This window comes from Mucilaginibacter sp. PPCGB 2223 (genome assembly GCF_001705515.1).
In the GTDB taxonomy this organism is placed as follows: Bacteria; Bacteroidota; Bacteroidia; order Sphingobacteriales; family Sphingobacteriaceae; genus Mucilaginibacter.
Map to the genome: position 1 here is coordinate 639,108 of NZ_MDJS01000004.1, position 20,864 is coordinate 659,971.

General features: G+C 45.9%; 17 protein-coding genes and 1 pseudogene. 8 read left to right on the top strand and 10 right to left on the bottom strand.

The window, feature by feature from the left end:
- Positions 1-33 precede the first annotated feature (33 nt).
- Positions 34-1,734 (top strand): glycosyltransferase family 39 protein, encoded by a 1,701-nt coding sequence (locus BEL04_RS21210; RefSeq protein ID WP_066007238.1) that lies wholly within the window; start codon positions 34-36, stop codon positions 1,732-1,734.
- 162 nt (positions 1,735-1,896) lie between these two features.
- Here BEL04_RS21210 and BEL04_RS21215 read toward each other — a convergent pair whose 3' ends face one another.
- The 3 genes from BEL04_RS21215 to BEL04_RS21225 form a co-directional block, all read right to left on the bottom strand.
- Positions 1,897-2,604 carry a head GIN domain-containing protein gene (locus tag BEL04_RS21215; RefSeq protein WP_066007240.1) on the bottom strand — a complete coding sequence of 236 codons (708 nt, stop codon included), beginning with the start codon at positions 2,602-2,604 and terminating at the stop codon, positions 1,897-1,899.
- 170 nt (positions 2,605-2,774) lie between these two features.
- On the bottom strand, positions 2,775-4,439 hold the full coding sequence (locus BEL04_RS21220; RefSeq protein ID WP_066007242.1) for a M1 family metallopeptidase: 1,665 nt from the start codon (positions 4,437-4,439) through the stop codon (positions 2,775-2,777).
- A 322-nt stretch (positions 4,440-4,761) separates the two neighbouring features.
- Positions 4,762-6,660 (bottom strand): CocE/NonD family hydrolase, encoded by a 1,899-nt coding sequence (locus tag BEL04_RS21225; RefSeq protein WP_083228023.1) that lies wholly within the window; start codon positions 6,658-6,660, stop codon positions 4,762-4,764.
- Positions 6,661-6,895: 235 nt separating this feature from the next.
- Here BEL04_RS21225 and lpdA point away from each other — a divergent pair, with 235 nt between their 5' ends.
- From lpdA to BEL04_RS21240, 3 genes are all read left to right on the top strand, one after another.
- Entirely contained in the window at positions 6,896-8,299 is a 1,404-nt protein-coding gene (gene lpdA, locus BEL04_RS21230) for a dihydrolipoyl dehydrogenase (protein WP_066007244.1), read from the top strand.
- Positions 8,300-8,387: 88 nt separating this feature from the next.
- Positions 8,388-9,017 (top strand): TlpA disulfide reductase family protein, encoded by a 630-nt coding sequence (locus BEL04_RS21235; RefSeq protein WP_066007246.1) that lies wholly within the window; start codon positions 8,388-8,390, stop codon positions 9,015-9,017.
- Positions 9,017-9,466, top strand: a complete 450-nt coding sequence (locus BEL04_RS21240) for a sterol desaturase family protein (protein WP_083228028.1) — start codon at positions 9,017-9,019, stop codon at positions 9,464-9,466. The genes BEL04_RS21235 and BEL04_RS21240 overlap by 1 nt, the downstream gene beginning before the upstream one ends.
- Before the next feature lie 91 nt (positions 9,467-9,557).
- Here the strand turns inward: BEL04_RS21240 and BEL04_RS21245 are convergent, their stop codons facing one another.
- Entirely contained in the window at positions 9,558-10,637 is a 1,080-nt protein-coding gene (locus BEL04_RS21245) for an acyltransferase (RefSeq protein ID WP_066007247.1), read from the bottom strand.
- Between the two features lie 319 nt (positions 10,638-10,956).
- Here BEL04_RS21245 and BEL04_RS21250 point away from each other — a divergent pair, with 319 nt between their 5' ends.
- Positions 10,957-11,829, top strand: a complete 873-nt coding sequence (locus BEL04_RS21250; RefSeq protein WP_066007248.1) for a glycosyltransferase — start codon at positions 10,957-10,959, stop codon at positions 11,827-11,829.
- Here the strand turns inward: BEL04_RS21250 and BEL04_RS21255 are convergent.
- Both BEL04_RS21255 and BEL04_RS21260 read right to left on the bottom strand, forming a co-directional pair.
- Positions 11,822-12,634, bottom strand: a complete 813-nt coding sequence (locus BEL04_RS21255; RefSeq protein ID WP_066007249.1) for a DUF5672 family protein — start codon at positions 12,632-12,634, stop codon at positions 11,822-11,824. The genes BEL04_RS21250 and BEL04_RS21255 overlap by 8 nt on opposite strands.
- A gap of 3 nt (positions 12,635-12,637) precedes the next feature.
- Entirely contained in the window at positions 12,638-14,461 is a 1,824-nt protein-coding gene (locus BEL04_RS21260; RefSeq protein WP_066007250.1) for an ABC transporter ATP-binding protein, read from the bottom strand.
- Between the two features lie 241 nt (positions 14,462-14,702).
- Here BEL04_RS21260 and BEL04_RS21265 point away from each other — a divergent pair, with 241 nt between their 5' ends.
- Complete coding sequence (locus BEL04_RS21265; protein WP_066007354.1) at positions 14,703-15,266, top strand: RNA polymerase sigma factor; 564 nt, start codon at positions 14,703-14,705, stop codon at positions 15,264-15,266.
- On the opposite strand, the gene BEL04_RS21270 is transcribed toward BEL04_RS21265, so the two are convergent.
- The 3 genes from BEL04_RS21270 to BEL04_RS21280 are packed head-to-tail and all read right to left on the bottom strand — an operon-like array spanning position 15,263 to position 18,175.
- On the bottom strand, positions 15,263-16,327 hold the full coding sequence (locus BEL04_RS21270; protein WP_083228024.1) for a glycosyltransferase family 1 protein: 1,065 nt from the start codon (positions 16,325-16,327) through the stop codon (positions 15,263-15,265). The two genes, BEL04_RS21265 and BEL04_RS21270, sit on opposite strands and share 4 nt — an antisense overlap.
- On the bottom strand, positions 16,318-17,301 hold the full coding sequence (locus BEL04_RS21275) for a glycosyltransferase family 9 protein (protein ID WP_066007251.1): 984 nt from the start codon (positions 17,299-17,301) through the stop codon (positions 16,318-16,320). Before BEL04_RS21275 ends, BEL04_RS21270 begins: the two co-directional genes overlap by 10 nt.
- A 1-nt stretch (position 17,302) precedes the next feature.
- Complete coding sequence (locus tag BEL04_RS21280) at positions 17,303-18,175, bottom strand: glycosyl transferase (protein ID WP_066007252.1); 873 nt, start codon at positions 18,173-18,175, stop codon at positions 17,303-17,305.
- 126 nt (positions 18,176-18,301) lie between these two features.
- Here BEL04_RS21280 and meaB point away from each other — a divergent pair, with 126 nt between their 5' ends.
- On the top strand, positions 18,302-19,192 hold the full coding sequence (meaB, locus tag BEL04_RS21285) for a methylmalonyl Co-A mutase-associated GTPase MeaB (RefSeq protein ID WP_066007255.1): 891 nt from the start codon (positions 18,302-18,304) through the stop codon (positions 19,190-19,192).
- On the opposite strand, the gene BEL04_RS21290 is transcribed toward meaB, so the two are convergent.
- Complete coding sequence (locus BEL04_RS21290) at positions 19,179-20,468, bottom strand: aminopeptidase P N-terminal domain-containing protein (RefSeq protein ID WP_066007257.1); 1,290 nt, start codon at positions 20,466-20,468, stop codon at positions 19,179-19,181. The two genes, meaB and BEL04_RS21290, sit on opposite strands and share 14 nt — an antisense overlap.
- 111 nt (positions 20,469-20,579) lie before the next feature.
- Here BEL04_RS21290 and BEL04_RS21295 point away from each other — a divergent pair.
- Positions 20,580-20,864 (top strand): annotated as a pseudogene (locus BEL04_RS21295) (hypothetical protein); the annotation flags it as partial.

Genomic DNA, 20,864 nt, shown 5'->3' on the forward strand with positions numbered 1-20,864 from the left:
TTTTTTTGGTTATTTGTGTAAAATAACCGTTCAATGTTGCCAACAGGTATCAGCACATCATCCAACAAGCCTATCTGGTATTTCCTGCTGTTTTGGACGATACTCAACGCCCTGCAATCATACACTTTAGAGCTGCATGGCGACGAAGCCTACTACTGGGTTTACTCACGCTTTTTGGATTGGGGCTATTTCGATCACCCGCCCATGGTAGCCATTTTTATCCGTATTGGCGATAGCATCATGCATAATGAGCTGGGTTTGCGGCTGCTTACGGTCATCACCAATTCGGCTTCGTTATACCTGCTGTGGCTCATCCTCAAGAAGTACGCGGTCGGGGCCAAATGGTTTATCGCCGTAGCATCCGGGTTGTTCATCTTCCACATGTATGGCTTCACCACCACGCCCGACTCGCCCCTGTTTTTCTTTACGGTATTGTTCTACTACTTCTACCAGCGCTATATCGATGAAGATAAATGGAGCCTGGCGCTCCTTCTTGGTATTATAGCGGCCTGCCTGCTCTACAGCAAATATCACGGCATATTGGTTATCGGGCTAACGCTTTGCGCGAATATCAAGCTATTGCGCCGCAAAAGTTTTTGGCTGATAGCCTTTTTAGCCGCCATACTCTTTATGCCCCATGTACTTTGGCAGTTCAATCACGATTTCCCATCACTCAAATACCACCTGGTCGATCGCTCCGAAAAATACGACTGGTCGTTCACCGCTGTCTACCCGCTTGGGCAATTAGCTATGGCCGGGCCGCTTATCGGCTGGTTTTTGTTTTACGCTGCCGCTAAAGTCAGGACTAAAGGTGATATCTTTATCCGTACACTCGTAGTCAACTGCGTCGGCACTTTCCTGTTCTTTTGGATCAACACCTTCAAAGGCAACGTGCAAATGCACTGGACGCTGGTTGCCTACGTCCCCCTTATCATGCTGGTACTGATCAGCTTCAAACAATCAGCCTATCCGCCAAAATGGTTCTTTCGGCTTACACTCGTCAATACGGCCCTGATCCTCTTTGTACGCTTTGCGCTGATGGTGCAGTTGCCTTTTGTGATGAAAGTCGGCCAGTTTGAAAGCTATTACGGTTTCCGCGAATGGACAAAGCAGGTACACAGCATCGTCGGCGATAATTACGTCATCATCCGCGATGGTTTCCAGGATCCGTCCAAATACAACTACTACAGCAACTCGCTCAAAGCTTTCTCTTACGATACCCGCTACTACCGCAAAACCCAATACGATATGTGGCCCATTGAAGACAGCATGCAGCACAAAAAGGCGCTTTATATGTCTGAATATAACGAGCCGGGGTGCACAACAGACTCGCTCGTTGCACTTTATGGCCGCAAATGGTATACGGGCTGGGTGAATAACGTGCAGACTTTTCAGAAAGCTGAGATCAGCATTTTTTCCGGCGCCACTACTGCAAAACCGGGTCAAACCGTTACGATGGATTTACTTCTGGCTACAGGACGTTTAGACCCCTTCATGACTATTATTCCGAAGTTACACTTGCCTCCCGGAAAAGCCTTTTTAGAAGCCTGCTTTTTGCAAAACGGCGACCTCAAACTGGCATCGCAGCCACTCGATGGCAGCACGCCATACGAAAACAAATACAAATTCAAAGTCCCTGATAAACCTGGAAAATACGAATTGCTTTTCTCTATCCGTACAGTACCCTTTCCGGGATCAAAGAACAGTGAAATGGTTGAGTTTACGGTAAAGTAATGAAACCGATCCCGCGTAAGGGATAGCAGTGGATACCGGCCTTGCGCGTAATGCCTACAGGCGTATGAACGCCCGCCTGCCGGACGAGCAGGGATACGCCCAAAATCAGAATATCGAAATGCACATTCTCACATCTCAATACTCATATCTCAAATCCGGCCTTTACATTCTGTGTATATCTCCCGAACCCGATTTCGAGGTCGATACCTGGTGCGCGCCGCCGGTATAGGTGATGTCGCCGGAGCCCGAAACCGAAGCATCTATTTTGGTACTCGCATTCACGGTCGCATCGCCCGAGCCTACAACTCTAACCGTGGTGGTATTGGTTACCAGGTCGCGGCCCGAAAAATCGCCCGAACCTGATACGCGCACATTGCTGTTATCGGCACGGCCATACAGCTTCACATCGCCTGAGCCGGATATTTCGATTTCGGCAGTTTTGGCGTTCAGCCTGCCGTTAACATCGCCAGAGCCTGATACTTTGATGTGCATGGCGTTGGTATTGATGCCACTTTTAAAAAACACATCGCCCGAACCGCTGATGCTGATACTGTTGATGTCCTTCACTACTACGTACACCACGCGCTTTTTGCCGCCCCAGTCCCAATGCATGCCACCATGCTCCTTGCCCGAGATATACAAAACGCCGCCGCGTACTTCGGTAACAATACGTTCCTGCTCGTCGGCGGCAGCATCAACTTTTACCGATTCTGCCGCTCCCTGTGTAATGTAAACATCGTACGATGCCGACAGGTTGATAGCATTAAAACCGCTCAGGTGGCGGTCGTCAACATCGGCAGCTTTGGTAGTGAGCGTAACAAATACCATAACCGCTACGGTGATGGCTAATATCCTGTTCAGTACTTTCATGATCTCTATTTTTTTAGGTAAGACGATGGTTGAAACTCATTGGTTACAGCCCCCTCTAAACGGCGAAGCCCTCATGAACACCAAAACGCAAAAACTCGTTCATAATCTCCCCCAGGAGGGGGAGACTTTTAAAAAAAGCCCTCCCTACCGGGGAGGGTTGGGAGGGGCTATCAGTCCACCAGCACTCCGATATAATAATTAAATGTATCTACCTCAAAATTGTCCCTGGTAATACCCGGCACATCAAACGGCTGGAAACGGGTTGTCGGCGTGATCATTTTATATTCGCCGCCTTTAGCGCGTATCTTAACCGGCATGGTAAAGCCCGGGGCTTCGGCCACGTAACGGGCCATTAATCTGCCGTTATCAAACCTTAGCTCGAGCGTGGCTAAACCTGTATGACGCAGGTACTGATCGAATACCCCGCTAAAGTTAAAGCCCGATTCCTTGTTGATGTAGTTTACGATATCATCATAAGTGACCGTTTGGTGGTAATACGTTTTATTTAACCCGCGCAGTATCTGGCGCCATTTTTCGTCGTCGTTGATAGCGGTGCGGATCATATTAAGCAATACTGAACCTTTATTGTACATATCGCCCGAACCTTCCTTGTTCACCCCGTAAGGGCCAACAACGGTTTGTACGTTGCCGATGCCCCGGCGCAGACCATGGTCGTATTCCTGCCCTGCCTGTTTGCCATAATACATATCGATAAACAACGACTCCGAGTAGTCGGTAAAGCCCTCGTGTATCCACATATCGGCAATGTCCTTGCTGGTAATGTTGTTACCAAACCACTCGTGCCCGCTCTCGTGCACTACAATGTAATCCCACTTCAGCCCCCAGCCGGTACCGCTCAAGTCGCGGCCCAGGTAGCCGTTGCCGTATTTATTGCCATAGGCCACAGCGCTTTGGTGTTCCATGCCCAGGTGTGGGGTTTCGACCAGTTTGTAGCCATCTTCGTACCAGGGGTACGGGCCGAACCAGTATTCAAAAGCTTTGAGCATGCGTTTTACGTTGGCATCAAATTGTTTTTTAGCTTTTTCTTTATTGTAGGATAATACCCAGTAATCCAGTGTCAGCTTACCCTTTTCGCCCTCGTAGCTATCGCTGATGTGGGTATAATCGCCGATGTTGGCTGCGATGTCGTAGTTATTGATCGGGTTGCTCACAAACCAATCGAACTTAGTATAACCATTTTTGAGGTCGGTTACTTTACGCAGGCGGCCGTTCGATACATCGGTGAGGCCTGTAGGTACGCTGATGCTGATGAGCGCGCTGTCGACCTCATCGGCCTGCTGATCCTTATTGGGCCACCAAACGCTGGCGCCCATGCCCTGGCAGGCTGTAGCCACCCAGGGCTTGCCGAGCGAATCGGTGGTGAACACAAAACCGCCATCCCATGGCGCGCGTTTGGCGATAGTCGGGTTACCCGAGTAGTACACGGTAAACTCATCCTTACTTCCTTTGCGTATAGTTTTCGGGAAGGTAACGAACACGGCATTAAACTCGCGGGTGTAAGGCACTTCCTTACCCTTATAAACGATCTTCTCTATCTTCAGGTTGGCAAACAGGTCGATCTGTAATTTAACGAAATCGTTCACAGCCGTAAACCTGATCAGGTTGCTGCCGCTGATAAATTTCTGGGCGATATCCACTTTCACATCCAGGTGATAATAATTCAGGTCGTAGCAGGTACGCAACGGCGTTGTTAAACTGCCCCGCAACGTATCGGCACGGGTATAAGCTGTTTTGGGCTGCATGAGCTGTGCGCTGGCAGTGAAAACGCTTAAGCACAAACCGAAGGCGCAGGCAATCAGGTGTTGTATTTTCATTTTGGTCAATTAATTTATCAAATTCGCAACGCTTTTAGCGAAGACATGGGTATTTATGGGTATTTTTTAGATTATTTTTTGTTCTCAATTATCAATTTGGCAATGATTTTCTCATGTCTTTTTCCGGATAGCGGTGGGTTTGAAACCCATCGCTATATATATCAAATTTGCAACGCTCTTCGCGAAGACATGGGTATTCATGGGTGTTTTTTTATTTGATTTAAACCTCCGGTTATCATTATCGCAATGATAGTTAACATACTCCTTTGCCTCTAATTTACTCATTTTTCCGCACAAATCCCACAAAACAATCGGTGCAATCCTAATCTTCCAATACCGTCACCTTCACGCTCGACGGTGCTTCCTTATCGTGGAATATCCGCATCGTTGCTGCTTTAAAATCGCTGTCCTTAGCCTTGTAAATGTCAATAAACTGTTGCGGGTTTCTGTCCGATAACGGGAACCACGAATTTTGCACCTGTATCATGATCCGGTGACCTTTTTTAAAGGTATGGCCAACATCGGGCATGGTGTATTTTACCTCGGTAACCTTGCCGGGCACAAACGCTTCCGGCTTTTCGTACGAGTTGCGATACCTTCCGCGGAAGATATCGCCGCGCACCAGCATTTCGTAGCCACCCATGGTTACGCCTTTCGGATTGGGCACCGGGTTAGGGAAATCATCCGGGAAAACGTCTATTAACTTCACCACTACATCGGCGTCCGTGCCGGTCGTCGAAGTAAAGATGTCCGCCAAAACCGGACCTGTCAGCGTGATATCCTGGGTAAGGGCATCAGTTTGATAAGTCTTTACATCCGGCCGGCGCTCTGCAAAACGCTGATCGTCTATCATATACTCGCGGGTGCGGCGCTCCTGCACACCGTCCTGGTAAGGCACGGGGCTTGCAGGGTCGCTAACGTACTGGTCGAAGCTGTCGTCGTAAGCGGGCTTGTCAAAACTCAATTTACCATTAGCCTGCAGGTATAGGCTTTTTTCTGTGGTATTCGCAGGCGGCCAGGTTTTAAACTTGTGCCACTCGTTGCTGCCGGTTATAAAGATGGTCGCCTCGGGCAGGTCCATGGTGCCTTTATCTTTCAGATAGTAGGCAAAGAACGGCAGCTCCACATTTTCGCGAAACCAGGCGCTGGTTTTCTGGCCGAAATTCTGATCGCCGAAGGTATCGCCATCGCTGCGCTCCCAGCCACCGTGAAACCAGGGGCCGAGCACCAGCATATTTTTGGTGGTTTGCGGGTTTTGTTTTTCGATGGCCTTATAAACATTTTGCGCGCCAAAAGCATCTTCGGCATCAAAAAAACCACCAACGGTTAATACAGCAGGTTTAATATTCACCAGGTGCGGGCGGATGTTCATCCCCTGCCAGAACGAATCGTAGTTCGGGTGGTTCATCATATTATCCCAAAACTTCACCGAATCGCCTAAGTATTTCTTTTTAAAATTAGGCAAGGCGCCCATTTGCAGGTAAAACTTATAGTTATCGTGCTGGGTGTATTTAATGCCGTTTTTAAATTGCTCTGGTGTGATGGGTTTCGGGCGGGGCACACCAAAATTGGTCAGGAAAGCAAAAGCGTCCATCTCAAAAAAAGCGCCGTTATGATGAAAATCGTCGCCGATGAACCAATCGGTAACCGGTGCCTGCGGCGATACCGCTTTCAGCGCCGGGTGTGCATTCGGCAGCGACGCTGTTGAGTAAAAACCCGGATACGAAATACCCTCAATACCCACGCGGCCGTTATTATTCGGCACATTCTTTACCAGCCAGTCGATGGTATCGTAAGTATCGGTACTTTCGTCGATATCGGTTTTGCTTTTATAGCTGTTCTGCTGCGGGCGAACATCCACAAAATCGCCTTCGCTCATCCAGCGGCCGCGTACATCGGCGTACACAAAAATAAAACCTTCGCGTGCCAGCAGCATGTTTTGCCCCAAAGTGCGTTTCATGGCATCACCATAAGGTGCGGCGTTATATGGCGTACGCGTCATCAAAAAAGGGTATTTTTTGCTCTGATCTTTAGGCATATAAATGGAGCACCACAGCTTCTTCCCATCACGCATGGGCACCTGTTTCTCCATTTTGGTGTAATTGTCTTTAATGTAATTGGCATCATCAATTTCCTGCTGGGTAGGTGCGGCACCCGGGCGCTGGGCATAGCTGCCGGCGCAAAGCAAGGCAATGCAAAAGGCGAGTAGCGATTTTTTCATGTTGATGTACAGGTCAGTTTTTATAAGGCTAATTTAGGTAAACCTTATTGATTTTAACATCACAATATTGATACAGATATAATATATGTGGTAAATCTTCCACGCAGTGGTGCTAAGTCGCAAGGAAATCGCAATACGCACATCGCAATACCCAATACTCATCTTTTTTTGACCTTCTTTTGATTTCGTTCACACCTGATAATGTTTAACTTTGGCGCGTAAAAATCACTATACTATGCAATATGATGTTATCGTTATCGGTTCGGGCCCTGGCGGCTATGTAGCCGCTATCCGTTGCGCCCAACTGGGTTTAAAAACCGCCTGTATCGAAAAATACGCTACCTACGGCGGTACCTGTTTAAATGTTGGCTGTATCCCTTCAAAAGCGCTGTTAGATTCGAGCGAGCATTACCACAATGCCGCCCACACTTTCGAAACCCACGGCATTAAGCTAAAGGATCTGAAAGTCGATATGGCACAAATGATGAAGCGCAAAACCGAAGTAGTGCAAAAAAACACACAAGGCATATCGTTCCTCTTCAAAAAAAATAAAATAGATGGTTACCAGGGCATGGGATCATTTAAAGATAAAAACACCATCATCATCACTAAGGCAGATGGCTCAACCCAGGAAATAACCGGCAAAAACATCATCATCGCTACCGGTTCAAAACCATCAAGCCTGCCGTTTATCCAAATCGATAAAAAACGCATCATCACCAGCACCGAAGCCTTAACCTTAACCGAAGTACCTAAACATCTGGTACTCATCGGCGGTGGTGTTATCGGCCTCGAGTTAGGTTCGGTTTACGCCCGCTTAGGCGCCAAGGTATCCGTTATCGAGTTTATGGACGGCATCATCCCAACCATGGATAAAGGTTTGGGTAAAGAGCTGCAAAAAGTATTGACCAAATTAGGTATGGAGTTTTACCTGGGCCATAAAGTTACCGGCGCAAGCGTAAAAGGTAAAGAAGTTACCGTAAGCTTCGATAATCCTAAAGGCGAAAAAATGGAACTCAAAGGCGATTACTGCCTTGTTGCTGTTGGCCGTGTAGCTTATACCGATGGTTTAGGTTTGGATAAGATCGGCATCACCGTTGAAGAACGTGGCCGTAAAATAACTGTCGACGAGCACATGGAAACATCTGTTAAAGGCGTTTATGCCATTGGCGATGTGATCCGCGGCGCTATGCTGGCCCACAAAGCCGAAGACGAAGGCACCATGGTTGCCGAACTCATCGCCGGCCAAAAACCGCATATCAACTACAACCTTATCCCGGGCGTAGTATATACCTGGCCCGAGGTTGCAGCCGTAGGCCAAACCGAAGAGCAACTGAAAGCAGCGGGCGTAAAATATAAAACCGGTTCGTTCCCGTTCCGTGCCAGCGGCCGTGCAGTTGCCAGCGGCGATATGGATGGCTTTGTTAAAGTACTGGCCGATGCTGCTACCGACGAGATCCTGGGCGTACATATCATCGGCCCGCGTGCCGCCGATATGATAGCCGAAGCCGTTTGCGCGATGGAGTTCCGCGCCAGCGCCGAAGACGTCACCCGCATGAGCCACGCGCATCCAACCTATACCGAAGCCATGCGCGAAGCTTGTTTGGCAGCTACGGAGAACAGGCCGATACATATTTAATTCGGGCTTCCGAATTTCGGATTTAAAACCCATTCTTTAATTATTTAGAGAGTGGGTTTTTCTTTTTATTTTAGATATACTCGTAGTTATGACGAAAAGACTGTTGCTTTTCATGATCAATGTGTTGCTCATTGCACTTTCGTGCGAAGCACAATCACGTAAAAAGCCTACGGCCCTCTTGCCCGCAACCGATCTTTACGACCTCAACGGAAAACACGTTAACCTGGCCCAATTGGGTAAAAACAAAGTGGTGTTTATCGATTGCTGGTTTATACCATGCCCGCCTTGTTTCCGGGAAATGGGGATGCTGCATAAGTTATACGCCAAATACAAAAACAATAAGGATATAATTTCCCTCACTATTTGCCGCACAGATAGCGGCATAGTAAAAAGGTTTATAGCTCAGGATAAATCCGTCGCTAACTGGGTAAAGTGGTATCAAAACCTCAGTAAGCTGCAAAACTTTAAACTGCCGGTTTACTTTATCCCTGGTTGCAACATGAAGATATCCACCGGCACCAAACTGACCAACTACGAACCCGATGATAAAACAAAATGCCCCGACGTTCTATTTACTTTTAAAGGTTACCCAACAACCATGATATTTAACAAGGCAGGCAAAATAGTTTTCAAAAAAACCGGCTTTTTACCCGAAGAGGAAACTTTGCTCAATGCCAGGATCGAAGATTCGTTAAATTTGTGTTTAGCATCAAAATAGTGCGTATCTCCATCAACATTGGTATCCTGTTCCTTACCATCGCTGCCATGGAAGCCTTCTCCTGGGCCATTCATAAATACCTTTTCCACGGCCCGTTATGGTTCATCCATAAAACACATCACCAGCCAAAACATAGCTGGTTTGAGCTAAACGACATTTTTAGTCTGCTTTTCGCGATGATCGCCTTATGGCTAATGTGGCTGGGGCATTTCAATTTAGATTACCGCTTTTGGGCAGGCACCGGTATCAGCCTCTACGGTATCATCTATTTTATCTTTCACGATTGGTTTATCCATAGCCGTTTAAAGTCTTTTAAAAGTAACAACCGTTATCTCTGTGGCATCCGGCGTGCTCATAAAATCCATCATAAATCGATGGAGAAAGAAAATGCTGAAGAATTTGGATTGTTACTGGCCAGTAAAAAGTGGTTCAGGCGGCAATCTGCGTGAGGGATTTGAAAGGGTTTAGCCTGAAGTACCATACACGCCAAAAAACAGTCGCGGAAACAAATCCTTAGCCCCATTCATTTGCAGGTTGCGGCTACTGCCCCACTATCCAGCTTATTTTCTTAGGTCCTTTAGCTATCAGATATGCCAGGCCTATCGAAAGCCCGTATGCTACAACAAACTGCACCAGCGACATCGACAGCATTTGCCACATCGGGCGGTAATCTTCGTTATGGTAACCCAACGGCCTGAAGATTTCGGGCACTACGTGGTTCAACAGGATATGATGTAAAAAATAAATGCCAAAGGTTAACATTCGTGGTTTGAACAACTCTGCGTGGAATATTTTGTAGTATTTAAAAAACAGTACAAAACAAGCCAGGGTATATAAAATATTGGTAAACCGCAGCGTGTTCATCGACTCGGGGTTATGATGCTGTATCATGGCCATACTTTCCCAGCACGATAAAGCATACGTAACCAGAAACGCCAAAGCAAAATACCAGGTTGATGTTTTGTTGACCCAATTGGTAAACGCCGCAAAGTTTTTATTGATCTTATAACCCAGCCACAGGTAAAACACAAAGCCGAATATAGCTACCGTATGGCCCGGCGGCACCCAGACATAGTACAGGTTAACCGAGTAAAATAACGAGAACGCGCACAAAATGGCGCCGAATATCAGGCTATCGATATACCTGCGGAACATGAGCAAAATAGCAATACAGATCAGGAAATTGACGATGAACCACAAGCTTGTTAAAAAAAGTGTATCGTACAACTGGTGCAGGAATGTACCCCAGGGATCCTGCAGAATATCCTTCATGCCAAACTTGGCATAAACAATATACAGGTTAAGATAATTAAGGCCTATAGCCACCACAAACCAGAATACCCAGGGCTTAAAAGTATTATCCCAGCGGCGCTTCAGGTATTCGCCGGATGAGTATGTTTCGAACTTATCGCCGATCAGAAAACCCGATACGAGGAAAAATATAATGGTGCCGTATTTAAAAAGCTGGATGGTGGTAACCTGTACCAGTTGATCGGAGACGCTGGTAAAGTTCTTTCCCAGTAAAAGCGAGGAGTGCTCCATCACTATCGATACCATCGATATAAACCTCAGGGCGTCAATAAAATCGTATTTGATAGTAGCTTTATTCGTATTCTGCATTAAAAGGATATTGTACTGATTGGATGCTGCAATTAAACCAAGGTTTAACCATGCAAACGTATATTGGTTTGATGATAATCTGATGAAATTCGGAAAACCAGAAACGCCGCATCCATTAAAGGAGAATTAACAAGGGGGTTGTTTTGATACAAAATGTGCCTGTTCGTATCTGCCGCAAAGAAATAACTAATAATCTGGCTGGCAAAAAATATAAAAACATGCCTGCGTAAAATAATTGTTATGCGCTTTTGCTAACAAACGCGTTACTTAAATACAATTAAATACTATGCGTAAAGACAGGGATTTCTAAATTTGAAAAATGATCTCGATAATCATCTCTTCTGCAAAAACAAAACTGTTAAGCCTGGTTAGCGAAAATATTAAGAACACTATTGGCGTCGAACACGAGATCATTGCTTTTGATAACAGTGCAGGCGCCAAAGGCATAGCCGAAATTTATAACCTCGGTATCAGGCAGGCGCAATATGATCTGTTGTGCTTTATGCACGAGGATATTGAATTGTTAACCCCTGACTGGGGCGTGATTGTAAACAATATATTTGCACAGAACCCGGAGGTTGGTTTAATAGGCGTTGCCGGGAGCAGCTACAAACCGCTTACCCCATCGGGGTGGAATGGAATAGGTAACGAAGAGTATTATACTAACCTGAAGCAATCGTACAAGTTTTCGGATAAACCACCCGAACTTAAATACCACAATCTCACAGATCAAAAATTGGTACAGGTTGCGTGTATAGATGGGGTTTGGATGTGCACTACGCGCGAGATAGCCTTGAGGCATCTTTTTGACGAGAGTTTTACCGGCTTTCATGTTTATGATATCGACCTGTCGTTAAACATTGGCCTGAGCTACCGGGTTGCTGTCACTTTCGAGGTTTTACTTGATCATTTTTCGGAAGGCAGTTACAATGCCGACTGGCTTAACGACACCATTAAGCTGCATAAAAAGTGGGAGCCGGTATTACCCGTAAGTATCACCAACAAAAGCGTAACAGAAATGATCAGTATTGAACGCCGCACGTTTAAATACTTTATTTCCCAACTCATTCGCTTTAAATTCCCGTTAAGTATCGCGCTCGACATGCTGAACCTTAACAACAGGTACCGTAAGCTAAGTACAGGTCTTTATCTTAAATTAAGATACTATATCCTTACTGGTAAGGTTAAATAGTGTAACCCTGTTCCTTAAATATTGGCCGCCAAAAATCGAGGTTCTTTTCCCAGGCGTGGCAACCGAATGGTAACTTGCCGCCGGTTATTTTTAACGATTTTCCGGGCGCATGCTCAAACGCAAAGTGCGATGCTTTTTTATAGCCTGGAATGTTCAGCAATTTTTTTTTACGGTTCACTTCGATGCTCCAAAAAGCGTCTTCATTGAGGTAATGATCGGTACTGTTTAAATAGCGTTGCATCTGTGGTTTTAGCCGGATACTCAGTTCATAAAATTTTTTAACCCGCCTTAGCGAAAAGCCTCCGTTACCCACCCGGTTAACGAACTGCATATCGCTCGGGCGACCGTTGCGCTGCACATCAAAGCGCGCGTGGTATAACATCTGTATGCGCGATTTAACGGCTTTCATCAGGTCGGGGTAGCCATGTATGCGCAGCCAGGGCGCGCCCACGTAATCAATATCCTGGCTGCACCAGTAAGGCAGTTCATCGCTAAAAGCAAAGGCATCCAGCTGATAAATTAAAATGTACTCGTACTTTAAAAAAGCAGCATAAAACTCACTGCTCAGCATCAAACGGTTATAACCTTGTATCGATCCAAAATAATCATCGGCAAAAGTAACCGCAGAACTGAAATCGTATTTCGAATACAGGTCGGCTGCATCAAGCGAGCGCGGGGTCACCAGTATCCTGTCGTATCCGGCAAAAACTTTCTGGCATTGCTGTAGGGCAATAGCCTCCAGCGGTGTTATACCGCTGCGATAGGTTGGTACCACAATGGCTACCTGGTTTTGCTGGGCATGCATGGCTTATACTTCGGCAAAGGTTTGCATATCGATCAGCTTTTTGTATAAGCCGTTATTGCTCATCAGCTGCGTGTGGCTGCCTTGCTCAACTATTTCACCGTTCTCTAAAACAACGATGATATCAGCACTTTGGATGGTGCTTAAGCGGTGTGCGATGATGAGTGAGGTGCGGTTCTTCATCAGGTTGTTCAGGGCATCCTGCACCAGTTTTTCCGATTCGGTATCCAGGGCCGAGGTAGCCTCATCCAGGAGCATGATTGGCGGGTTGTTCAGCACTGCACGGGCTATGCATATCCGTTGCTTTTGCCCGCCCGAGAGTTTAGAGCCACGATCGCCGATATTGGTCTGGTAGCCGTTTTCGGTAGTGAGGATAAACTCGTGCGCGTTGGCTATTTTGGCGGCCGCCTCAACTTCTTCTAAAGTAGCATCGGGTTTACCAAAGGCGATATTGTTAAAAATGGTATCGTTAAACAGGATCGACTCCTGGTTTACAAAACCCATCAACGAGCGTACCGATTCGGCTGTCAGATCATTAATATTTTTACCGTCTATCAGTACTTTGCCGGTTTTGGGTTCGATAAAGCGGGGGATCAGGTCCATCAGGGTTGATTTGCCGCCGCCCGACGGACCAACCAGCGCTACCGCTTTACCTTTCGGAATGGTAAGGTTGATATTGTTGAGCACATTTTTTTCGTTGTAGGCAAAGGTTACATTTTCGAATTTGATGCTATCGTTAAAACCATCAATAGCAACAGCGTTTGGCGCATCGGTTAATAAAGGCTTTTCATCTATCAGCGCCAGTACACGCTCACCGGCGGCGATACCTGAGTGGATATTGCTGAAGGAATCGGAGATAGCCTTTGCCGGGCGCATCACTTGTGAAAACAGAATGATATAATCGATGAACTCTTCTGCCTTTAAATCGGAATGACCCGATATTACCAGCGAACCGCCATAGAGCACCAGTGTCGAGATCATCGTCACACCTAAAAACTCCGAAGTCGGCGAGGCAAGCTGCTGCCTTTTGGCCATCGATTTGGTGATAGACGAATAGCGTTTGTTCTCGTTGTTAAATTTATCCTTGATAAAACCTACGGCATTAAAAGCCTTAACAATTTTTATCCCCGAAAGGGCTTCATCCAGGTAGCTGATCATGTTGCCGTACGATTTTTGCGACTCTATGGCCTGTTGCTTTAACCTTTTAACAATGCGGGATATGATGAACGCTGATATAGGGATAACCAGCATCGAAAACAAGGTGAGCTTAAAGGATATACTGAACAGAGTGAATAAAAACGCGATGAGCTGCAGCGGTTCTTTAAAAATAACCTGTAATGTACCGGTAACCGAAAACTGTACCACCTGCACATCTGATGCTACTTTTGATATGATATCTCCTTTGCGCTCGTTGCTGAAATAACCCAGGTGCAGGTTCATTACATTGTTAAATACCGCCTTACGGAAATTAAGCAAGGTATGGATGCGCAGGTTTTCCATCACCCTTTGCGAAAGATAGCGGAACAGGTTACCCAACAGTACCGACAGCACGATAATCAGGCATACATACTGCAGGGTTTTGGCAGGGCCATAATGCAGATCGGCCCAGTTGGTATAGTAATTAAAGTTTTTCAGGATATCGGTCCAATGCTCCGGTTTCGGCAGGTTAGGGTTAGGCTTTTCAACATTAAATATCACCTTAAGCAGCGGCGCCAGCAACACCAAATTAAGTGTGCTGAAAATTACAGTAAGCACCGTGAATATAATATAAGGTATTGCAAACTTTTCGATGGGCTTGGCAAAAGAGAGCAGGCGGAAGTACGTTTTCATTTAAAATTATAAGCTGGCAAAATTAATCAATAGTTATGGATATCAGTAACCTATAGCTTAAACCTTACATTACGCCAATTTTCATAGCTGTGCGCCACCATTAAAAAACTGTCCGCCTGTAACGCTAACTGTTCGTTTCCGGACGGTTTTAAAATTGCGGATATTTTTTATTTAATTGAAAATCAACAATTTACAATAAGGGTATCAATATTGGCATAGTGTGCCCAAACAGTACAACACCATGACAACGATTGATAACCGTTTAAACGAGATGTGGGCAGGATGCCTTAAAAACGACCGTAAGCAGCAGGAGCTTTTATACCGCACCATGGCGCCTAAGATGCTGGCCATATGCATGCGTTACGCTAACGATAAAGACGAAGCACAGGATATTTTGCAGGAGGGCTTTATAAAAATGTTCAATAACGCGCACAGGTACCGCGGCGAGGGCAGCCTGGAGGGCTGGATACGACATATTATGGTAAACACGGCCATATCGCGCTACCGCAAATTAAAGCCAATGGTTTTGGTGGACGAACTGCCCGAGCAAAACGATTATTACGCCAACGGTTATAACGCGCATGGCCTCGAGGCTAAAGATTTACTTAAGATCATACAAAAGCTGCCGCAAACCTATCGTTCGGTATTTAATATGTATGCCATCGAAGGTTACTCGCACCAGGAAATAGGAAACCAATTAGGTATGAGCGAACTGCTGTCGCGCACTAATTTGCACAGGGCGCGTGCTATATTAAAGGATAAAGTGGCCCGTTTAACCAGCGACAGACATTGCTTAGCCTGCTAAGCACCCTGGTACAGGGCCATATACTGCTGCGCCGTTCGCTCCCAGGTAAACAGGGCGGCGCGCTGCCTGGCAGTTTCGGCTAAGTTGTTTTGATGGAAATGCGCCAGGCCTTCGGCTAATACCTTCTGCATGGCGGCAGGTTCGAAGCTATCAAAATAATAAGCCACGTTTCCGCCAATTTCGGGGAGTGATGTAAGGTTCGATAAAAAAACAGGCTTGCCAAAATACATGGCCTCAATTACCGGCAGGCCAAAGCCCTCGGCCAGCGAAGGGAAAACGAGCGCCTCGCAGTTTTGATAATACCAGGCTTTATCGGCATCGCTTACCGGGCCGATTATCTTAACACGGTCGGCACAGTTAAACTTTGCCGCTTCCTCCATAATTTTATGCTGATAATTGGTTACCGTACCGGCGATGACCAGTTGCAGGTCGTTGCGTTCGAGCAAGGCAGGCAATACATGGAAGTTCTTTTTAGGCGATACATTGCCTATCGTAAACAAAAACTTCCGCTGTGGGATATTTTGCGGCTGATGCCCGGGAGCGGGTTCCAGTTTATCGGCGCCGTTATAGATCACGCTTAGCTTTTCCTTCGCCTGTGGAAAGTGCTTAACAATGTCGTCAGCAACAAACTGCGATATGGCTACAACCTTATCCGAGTTATCGATATGCCCGTTCATCTTTTTGAAGTAAAGAGGCAGCAGGCGCGCATCATTCTTTAATTCGATGATGGGGTTCAGATCGTGAATGGTCAGTATTTTCCTCGCATTTACCAGTTCGGGTTTCAGGCGGCAAAACTGATCGGTAAAATGCACCACATCGTATTTATTGCGCCCAGGGAAGAACAACTTGTGCATCTTGGCCAAAAAAACCAGCCGTACCTTGCCGGCAAATATGCTGCGGTTTTTAAATTTCAGGTAAAAACTAAACTTAAACCTATCCTTATTCTCCTGCAAAAGCGCGTTACCCAAGCCCAGGCCAAAATAGTATAAACCGGTATTCGCGTTCTTCATCGAATCGAAAGTGACCAGTACCGATGGTTTTTGCTGTTTACTCACAACCATACTTTAATTTTATTGTAAACATCGGCCGCGCTTATCACGTCAAGGTCGCCTGCCGGCGCTTGTATAAATTCGGCCCGTTTGCCAACCGGCCCCCAGCGCCGCGCATGTATCGAGCCGATAGACGGGAACAGCCCCAGGGTATGAATACCGGTTTCGGCGGCAATGTGCAGCGGGCCGGTACCGGCAGCAATCAGCCCATCGGCTTTGGCTATAAATTTTACCAGTTGTTCCAATGGCATTGCGCCTGTCACATCCACAACCGTACCGGGTAAACCGGCTATCCAGTCTTTCAGTATCGCTTTTTCTTTTTCGCTTCCGCTGATGAATACCTTGAACCGCTCAGCTGGCAACAAGCCGATCAGTTCGCTAAATCGCTGCAAGCTCCACTCCCTGCCGCTGCCGTGCGATTTGGGATGAAGAATCAAATTGAATTTTCCCCGATCAAACAGATCTGCAAATTCTTTTCGCAATTTGTCTTTCGTTTTAAAATCATAATAGTCCGGCAACTGCACAACATCAGGAACAGTGTTAATACCCAACCCTTGTAACAAAACAATATTTAACTGCGCTTCGTGCAGAAGAGAGTTTTTGCGGCTCAGCTTAACCAGCTTATTGCAGGTAAGCCAATGGAACACCCGGTTAGTTGTACCGATGCGTAATTTGATATTCGCTTTTTTTGCCAGTTCGGCTATCTCCTTACGAGGATAAACATGGATGATCACATCGACATGCCTGGCCTTTAAAGCTGCAGCCTGCCCTGGTTCCGGCAGGGTTTGCAGCTCATCATAATTAATAAAGGTATCTATTGCGGCGCAGGCATCAATTACCGGCTGGGTATAAGTGCGGCCCAGAAATGAAATTTTAACATCTGGGCAGATGCTTTTAAGATACCCGCATAAAGGCAGCGTGAGTACCACATCGCCAATAGCATCGGTTCGGCTGATTAAGATATGCTGGTTTTTGATGTTGCTCAATTTACTTAACTATCTTATAATTTTTGTATTCGCCGATGCGCCAGCCGGTGAGCATTTCTACAGCTTGTAATAGGCGCCGCCTCGTATCCATCTTCATTTTAATTTTAGCGGGGTCGAGTTTCCAGTTCAAAGCGGCTATCCGTTTTTGCATTACTGCCGGGTGTGTCCCCGTAAAAGGGATCAGCTTGTCGGCATTGCTGTAATCAAACTCATAAGTTTCGGGTATATTGGCTGCCACCCACGCATCATCATGGTAAAAACGGCTAAAGTTGCGCAGCTTGTTTTCGATAACTTTTGGCTGCTTTACCCAGCCATAATGGTAAATATAAGCATCGATGAGTTTAACGTTGATCTTGCGCTCATCCCACCTGAAACCCTGCGCATCGCGGTAAGCGTGGATGTGTTTGTTGTTCCGCACAATCCGTATCTCGCGGCGGTACCAGCGGCGCGAATGGCTGTAATAATCGTACGAGCCGTAAAAATGCTGGTACTTAAACAACAAACCTTCAATCCTGGCATCGGCTAAGTTATCTTCCATTTCCTTTTTAATGGTTGCGTGATACTTTTCGTGCACGCACTCATCGCCCTGGATATAAAAGGCCCAGTCGGCATCGGGCGAAATATTATTGAAAGCGATATCGGTTTGCTCGGCAAAAACAGCCCCGCCTTCGCGCTTGCTGTCGTCCCAAACGGTGTTGACCACCCTGATCTTGGGCGAGCCTATACTTTCGATCAGTTGTGCGGTCTCATCTTCGCTGTTGCCTAAAGCTATTACAAATTCATCGCATAAAGGCAATATCGAAGTAATGGCTTCAACAACCGGATAATCGTTTTTTACTGCGTTCCTGATAAAGGTAAAACCGGCAACTTTCATTCTTTTTTTGGATACTATATTATATAGGTGTAAAGGTATGCATTGGCGGCTTAACAATTAAATTGCATAAAAAACCAAACCATAATGAATAAGCACTTAAATTAGCCACCGGTTTATTCATCTGAGATGTCGTTACTTCCGCTAAACACCCATATCGATTTTAAATTACTTGCCAGGCGATTGACCATGGTTGAGAACGACCTTGCGGGCGCCGACGCTTATTTAAAAAGCCTGGCTATAAATAACCGGGTACCGGTAATTGGCATAACCGGCCCGCCGGGGGCAGGTAAAAGTACTTTGGTTGGGGCCCTGGTTACCGAGTTACTTAAACAGGGCAAAAAAATAGCCGTGCTGGCTGTCGATCCTACTTCGCCTTTTAACATGGGTTCGCTGCTTGGCGACCGTATACGGATGGCGGCGCATTTTAATCACCCGGATGTATTTATCCGCTCGATAGCTACGCGCGGGTCGGTAGGTGGCTTAAGTGTAAAGACAATCGAAATGACGGATGTGTTGCGCGCGGCGGGTTTTGATTATGTATTTATCGAAACGGTAGGTGTGGGGCAATCAGAGATCGACATTGCAGGCTTAGCCGATATTACTGTGGTTGTTTTGGTACCCGAAAGCGGCGATGAGATACAGCATATTAAATCGGGCCTGATGGAAATTGCCGACATGTTTATTGTAAACAAGGCCGACCGCGAAGGTGCGGATGCTTTTGTAAGCAACATTAAAAAAATGGTGATGCAAAAGCATGCAGATATTAAGGTATTTAAAACCGATGCTGTACATCAAACCGGCGTTAGCGCAGTAGCTGCCCATCTGCAACAGGCTGATTTAGGCGCAAACACTAAAAGAATATTCTTACTGACCGAAAAAGTATACAGACTTGTACAGCAAAAAAGAATGCAGGGCATCGAAAAAATAAAGCTCCGGCAATTGGTTGCTGAAGCTTCACAAAAAAAAGATTTCAATATCTACCGGTTTGCCGATGCTGTGGATACTATGAATTCATAATTTCTTCGATTTCACCGGCCTCTACCGGTATCGCAGCCATCAAATCCACATTACCGCCTTGGGTTATTAATATATTATTTTCGAGGCGTATGCCTAAGCCTTCTTTCGGGATATATATACCCGGTTCGCAGGTTAATATATTACCAACCCGGAACTTCTGATAGCGGCTGGCGATATCGTGCACATCCAAACCCAGGTGGTGCGAGGTACCGTGCATAAAGTATTTTTTATAGGCCGGCATTGCCGGGTTCTGTTTTTCTACATCGTGCTTATCCAGCAACCCCAGCTTGATCAGCTCGCCCGTCATAATCTTTCCTACCTCATCGTGATATTCATTCCAAACGGTGCCATCCACTATCATCCTGGTGGCTTCCTTCATTACGTGCAGCACAGCATTATATACATCGCGCTGGCGCCGGGTGAAGCGCCCGTTTACCGGGATCGAACGGCTCATATCGGCATTATAATTAGCGTATTCGGCGCCAAAATCAAATAAAATCACATCGCCATCCCTGCAAACCTGGTTATTATCGTTGTAGTGCAGTACATTGGCATTGGGCCCCGATGCGATGATAGGGTTATATGCATGGCCCGTTGCTCGCTGGCGGATAAATTCGTGAATGATCTCGGCTTCGATCTCGTATTCAGTAACACCGGGTTTAACAAACCTGAGCACCCGCCTGAAAGCATCGTTAGTTATAGCACAGGCCTTTTGGGTAAGCTCAATTTCGATGTCTGACTTGATAACGCGCAGGTCGCGCATGATCGGAGCCGACCTTAAATAGTTATGCAACGGGTACTTTGATCTGAGGGTTTCGATAAACCGCATATCGCGATAAGGTACCGCATGGAGATAGCGATCGTTCTCGTTGGTATTTAAATATATATTATCAGCATAGTTTATAATACTATGCAAAATACTATCAAAATCCTGGAGCCAATAAACCGAGGTTATGCCGGATGTTTCTCTTGCTTCGTCTTTAGTGTACTTATGCCCCTCCCAAACCGCGATGTGCTCATCAGTTTGTCGCAAAAAAAGTACTTCTTTGTACAATGGATTAGGACAATCCGGGTATAAAAACAGGATACTTTGTTCCTGATCGATGCCTGAAAGATAAAAAAAATCGGCGTTTTGCTTAAAAACAAAGGTTTGATCGCCGCTTCTGGGGAATTCGTCGGCTGAATTAAAAATTGCGATGGAGTTCGATTTTAGTCGCGAAACGAAATTTTTTCTATTATTAATAAATAAATCCGGACTAATACGTAAGTATTTCATTATTATTGGGGTATTTAGTTTTTCCTAAAACCTTTTTTATATTTTTTTGTCAAAGAATATAAATAAAATTGGAACAATGTTTGGTAATGATTTCAAACATAATAACTAAATTTGAAAAAAAAATCACAATTAAAATTGTTTAATCTTAAAACTATGAATTATTCTACATTGAAGAAAACAGCCGCTTTGTCAATTGTTTCTTTGATGGCCGCAGCAGCAGTAAATGCTCAGTCATCGGATTCGACCAAGTCGGCCTCAACTTCTGCCAAGATATTTGGTGGGAGCGGACAGTACAACACCTGGACCTTAGGTTTAAACGTTGGTGCAACAAGCAACGAAGCTGTTATCGGTGGCGTTAATGGTTTCTCCGGCCTTAAAATTAATTTGGGTGGATTA

Bases quoted from the DNA above. Each gene is read 5' to 3' on its own strand.
- BEL04_RS21210 (WP_066007238.1), top strand. From the start codon at position 34: ATGTTGCCAACAGGTATCAGCACATCATCCAACAAGCCTATCTGGTAT.
- meaB (WP_066007255.1), top strand. From the start codon at position 18,302: ATGTCGTTACTTCCGCTAAACACCCATATCGATTTTAAATTACTTGCC.
- BEL04_RS21250 (WP_066007248.1), top strand. From the start codon at position 10,957: ATGATCTCGATAATCATCTCTTCTGCAAAAACAAAACTGTTAAGCCTG.
- BEL04_RS21215 (WP_066007240.1), bottom strand. From the start codon at position 2,604: ATGAAAGTACTGAACAGGATATTAGCCATCACCGTAGCGGTTATGGTA.
- BEL04_RS21220 (WP_066007242.1), bottom strand. From the start codon at position 4,439: ATGAAAATACAACACCTGATTGCCTGCGCCTTCGGTTTGTGCTTAAGC.
- BEL04_RS21270 (WP_083228024.1), bottom strand. From the start codon at position 16,327: ATGGTTGTGAGTAAACAGCAAAAACCATCGGTACTGGTCACTTTCGAT.
- BEL04_RS21255 (WP_066007249.1), bottom strand. From the start codon at position 12,634: ATGCATGCCCAGCAAAACCAGGTAGCCATTGTGGTACCAACCTATCGC.
- BEL04_RS21225 (WP_083228023.1), bottom strand. From the start codon at position 6,660: ATGAAAAAATCGCTACTCGCCTTTTGCATTGCCTTGCTTTGCGCCGGC.
- BEL04_RS21290 (WP_066007257.1), bottom strand. From the start codon at position 20,468: ATGAAATACTTACGTATTAGTCCGGATTTATTTATTAATAATAGAAAA.
- BEL04_RS21280 (WP_066007252.1), bottom strand. From the start codon at position 18,175: ATGAAAGTTGCCGGTTTTACCTTTATCAGGAACGCAGTAAAAAACGAT.
- lpdA (WP_066007244.1), top strand. From the start codon at position 6,896: ATGCAATATGATGTTATCGTTATCGGTTCGGGCCCTGGCGGCTATGTA.
- BEL04_RS21265 (WP_066007354.1), top strand. From the start codon at position 14,703: ATGACAACGATTGATAACCGTTTAAACGAGATGTGGGCAGGATGCCTT.
- BEL04_RS21235 (WP_066007246.1), top strand. From the start codon at position 8,388: ATGACGAAAAGACTGTTGCTTTTCATGATCAATGTGTTGCTCATTGCA.
- BEL04_RS21260 (WP_066007250.1), bottom strand. From the start codon at position 14,461: ATGAAAACGTACTTCCGCCTGCTCTCTTTTGCCAAGCCCATCGAAAAG.
- BEL04_RS21245 (WP_066007247.1), bottom strand. From the start codon at position 10,637: ATGCAGAATACGAATAAAGCTACTATCAAATACGATTTTATTGACGCC.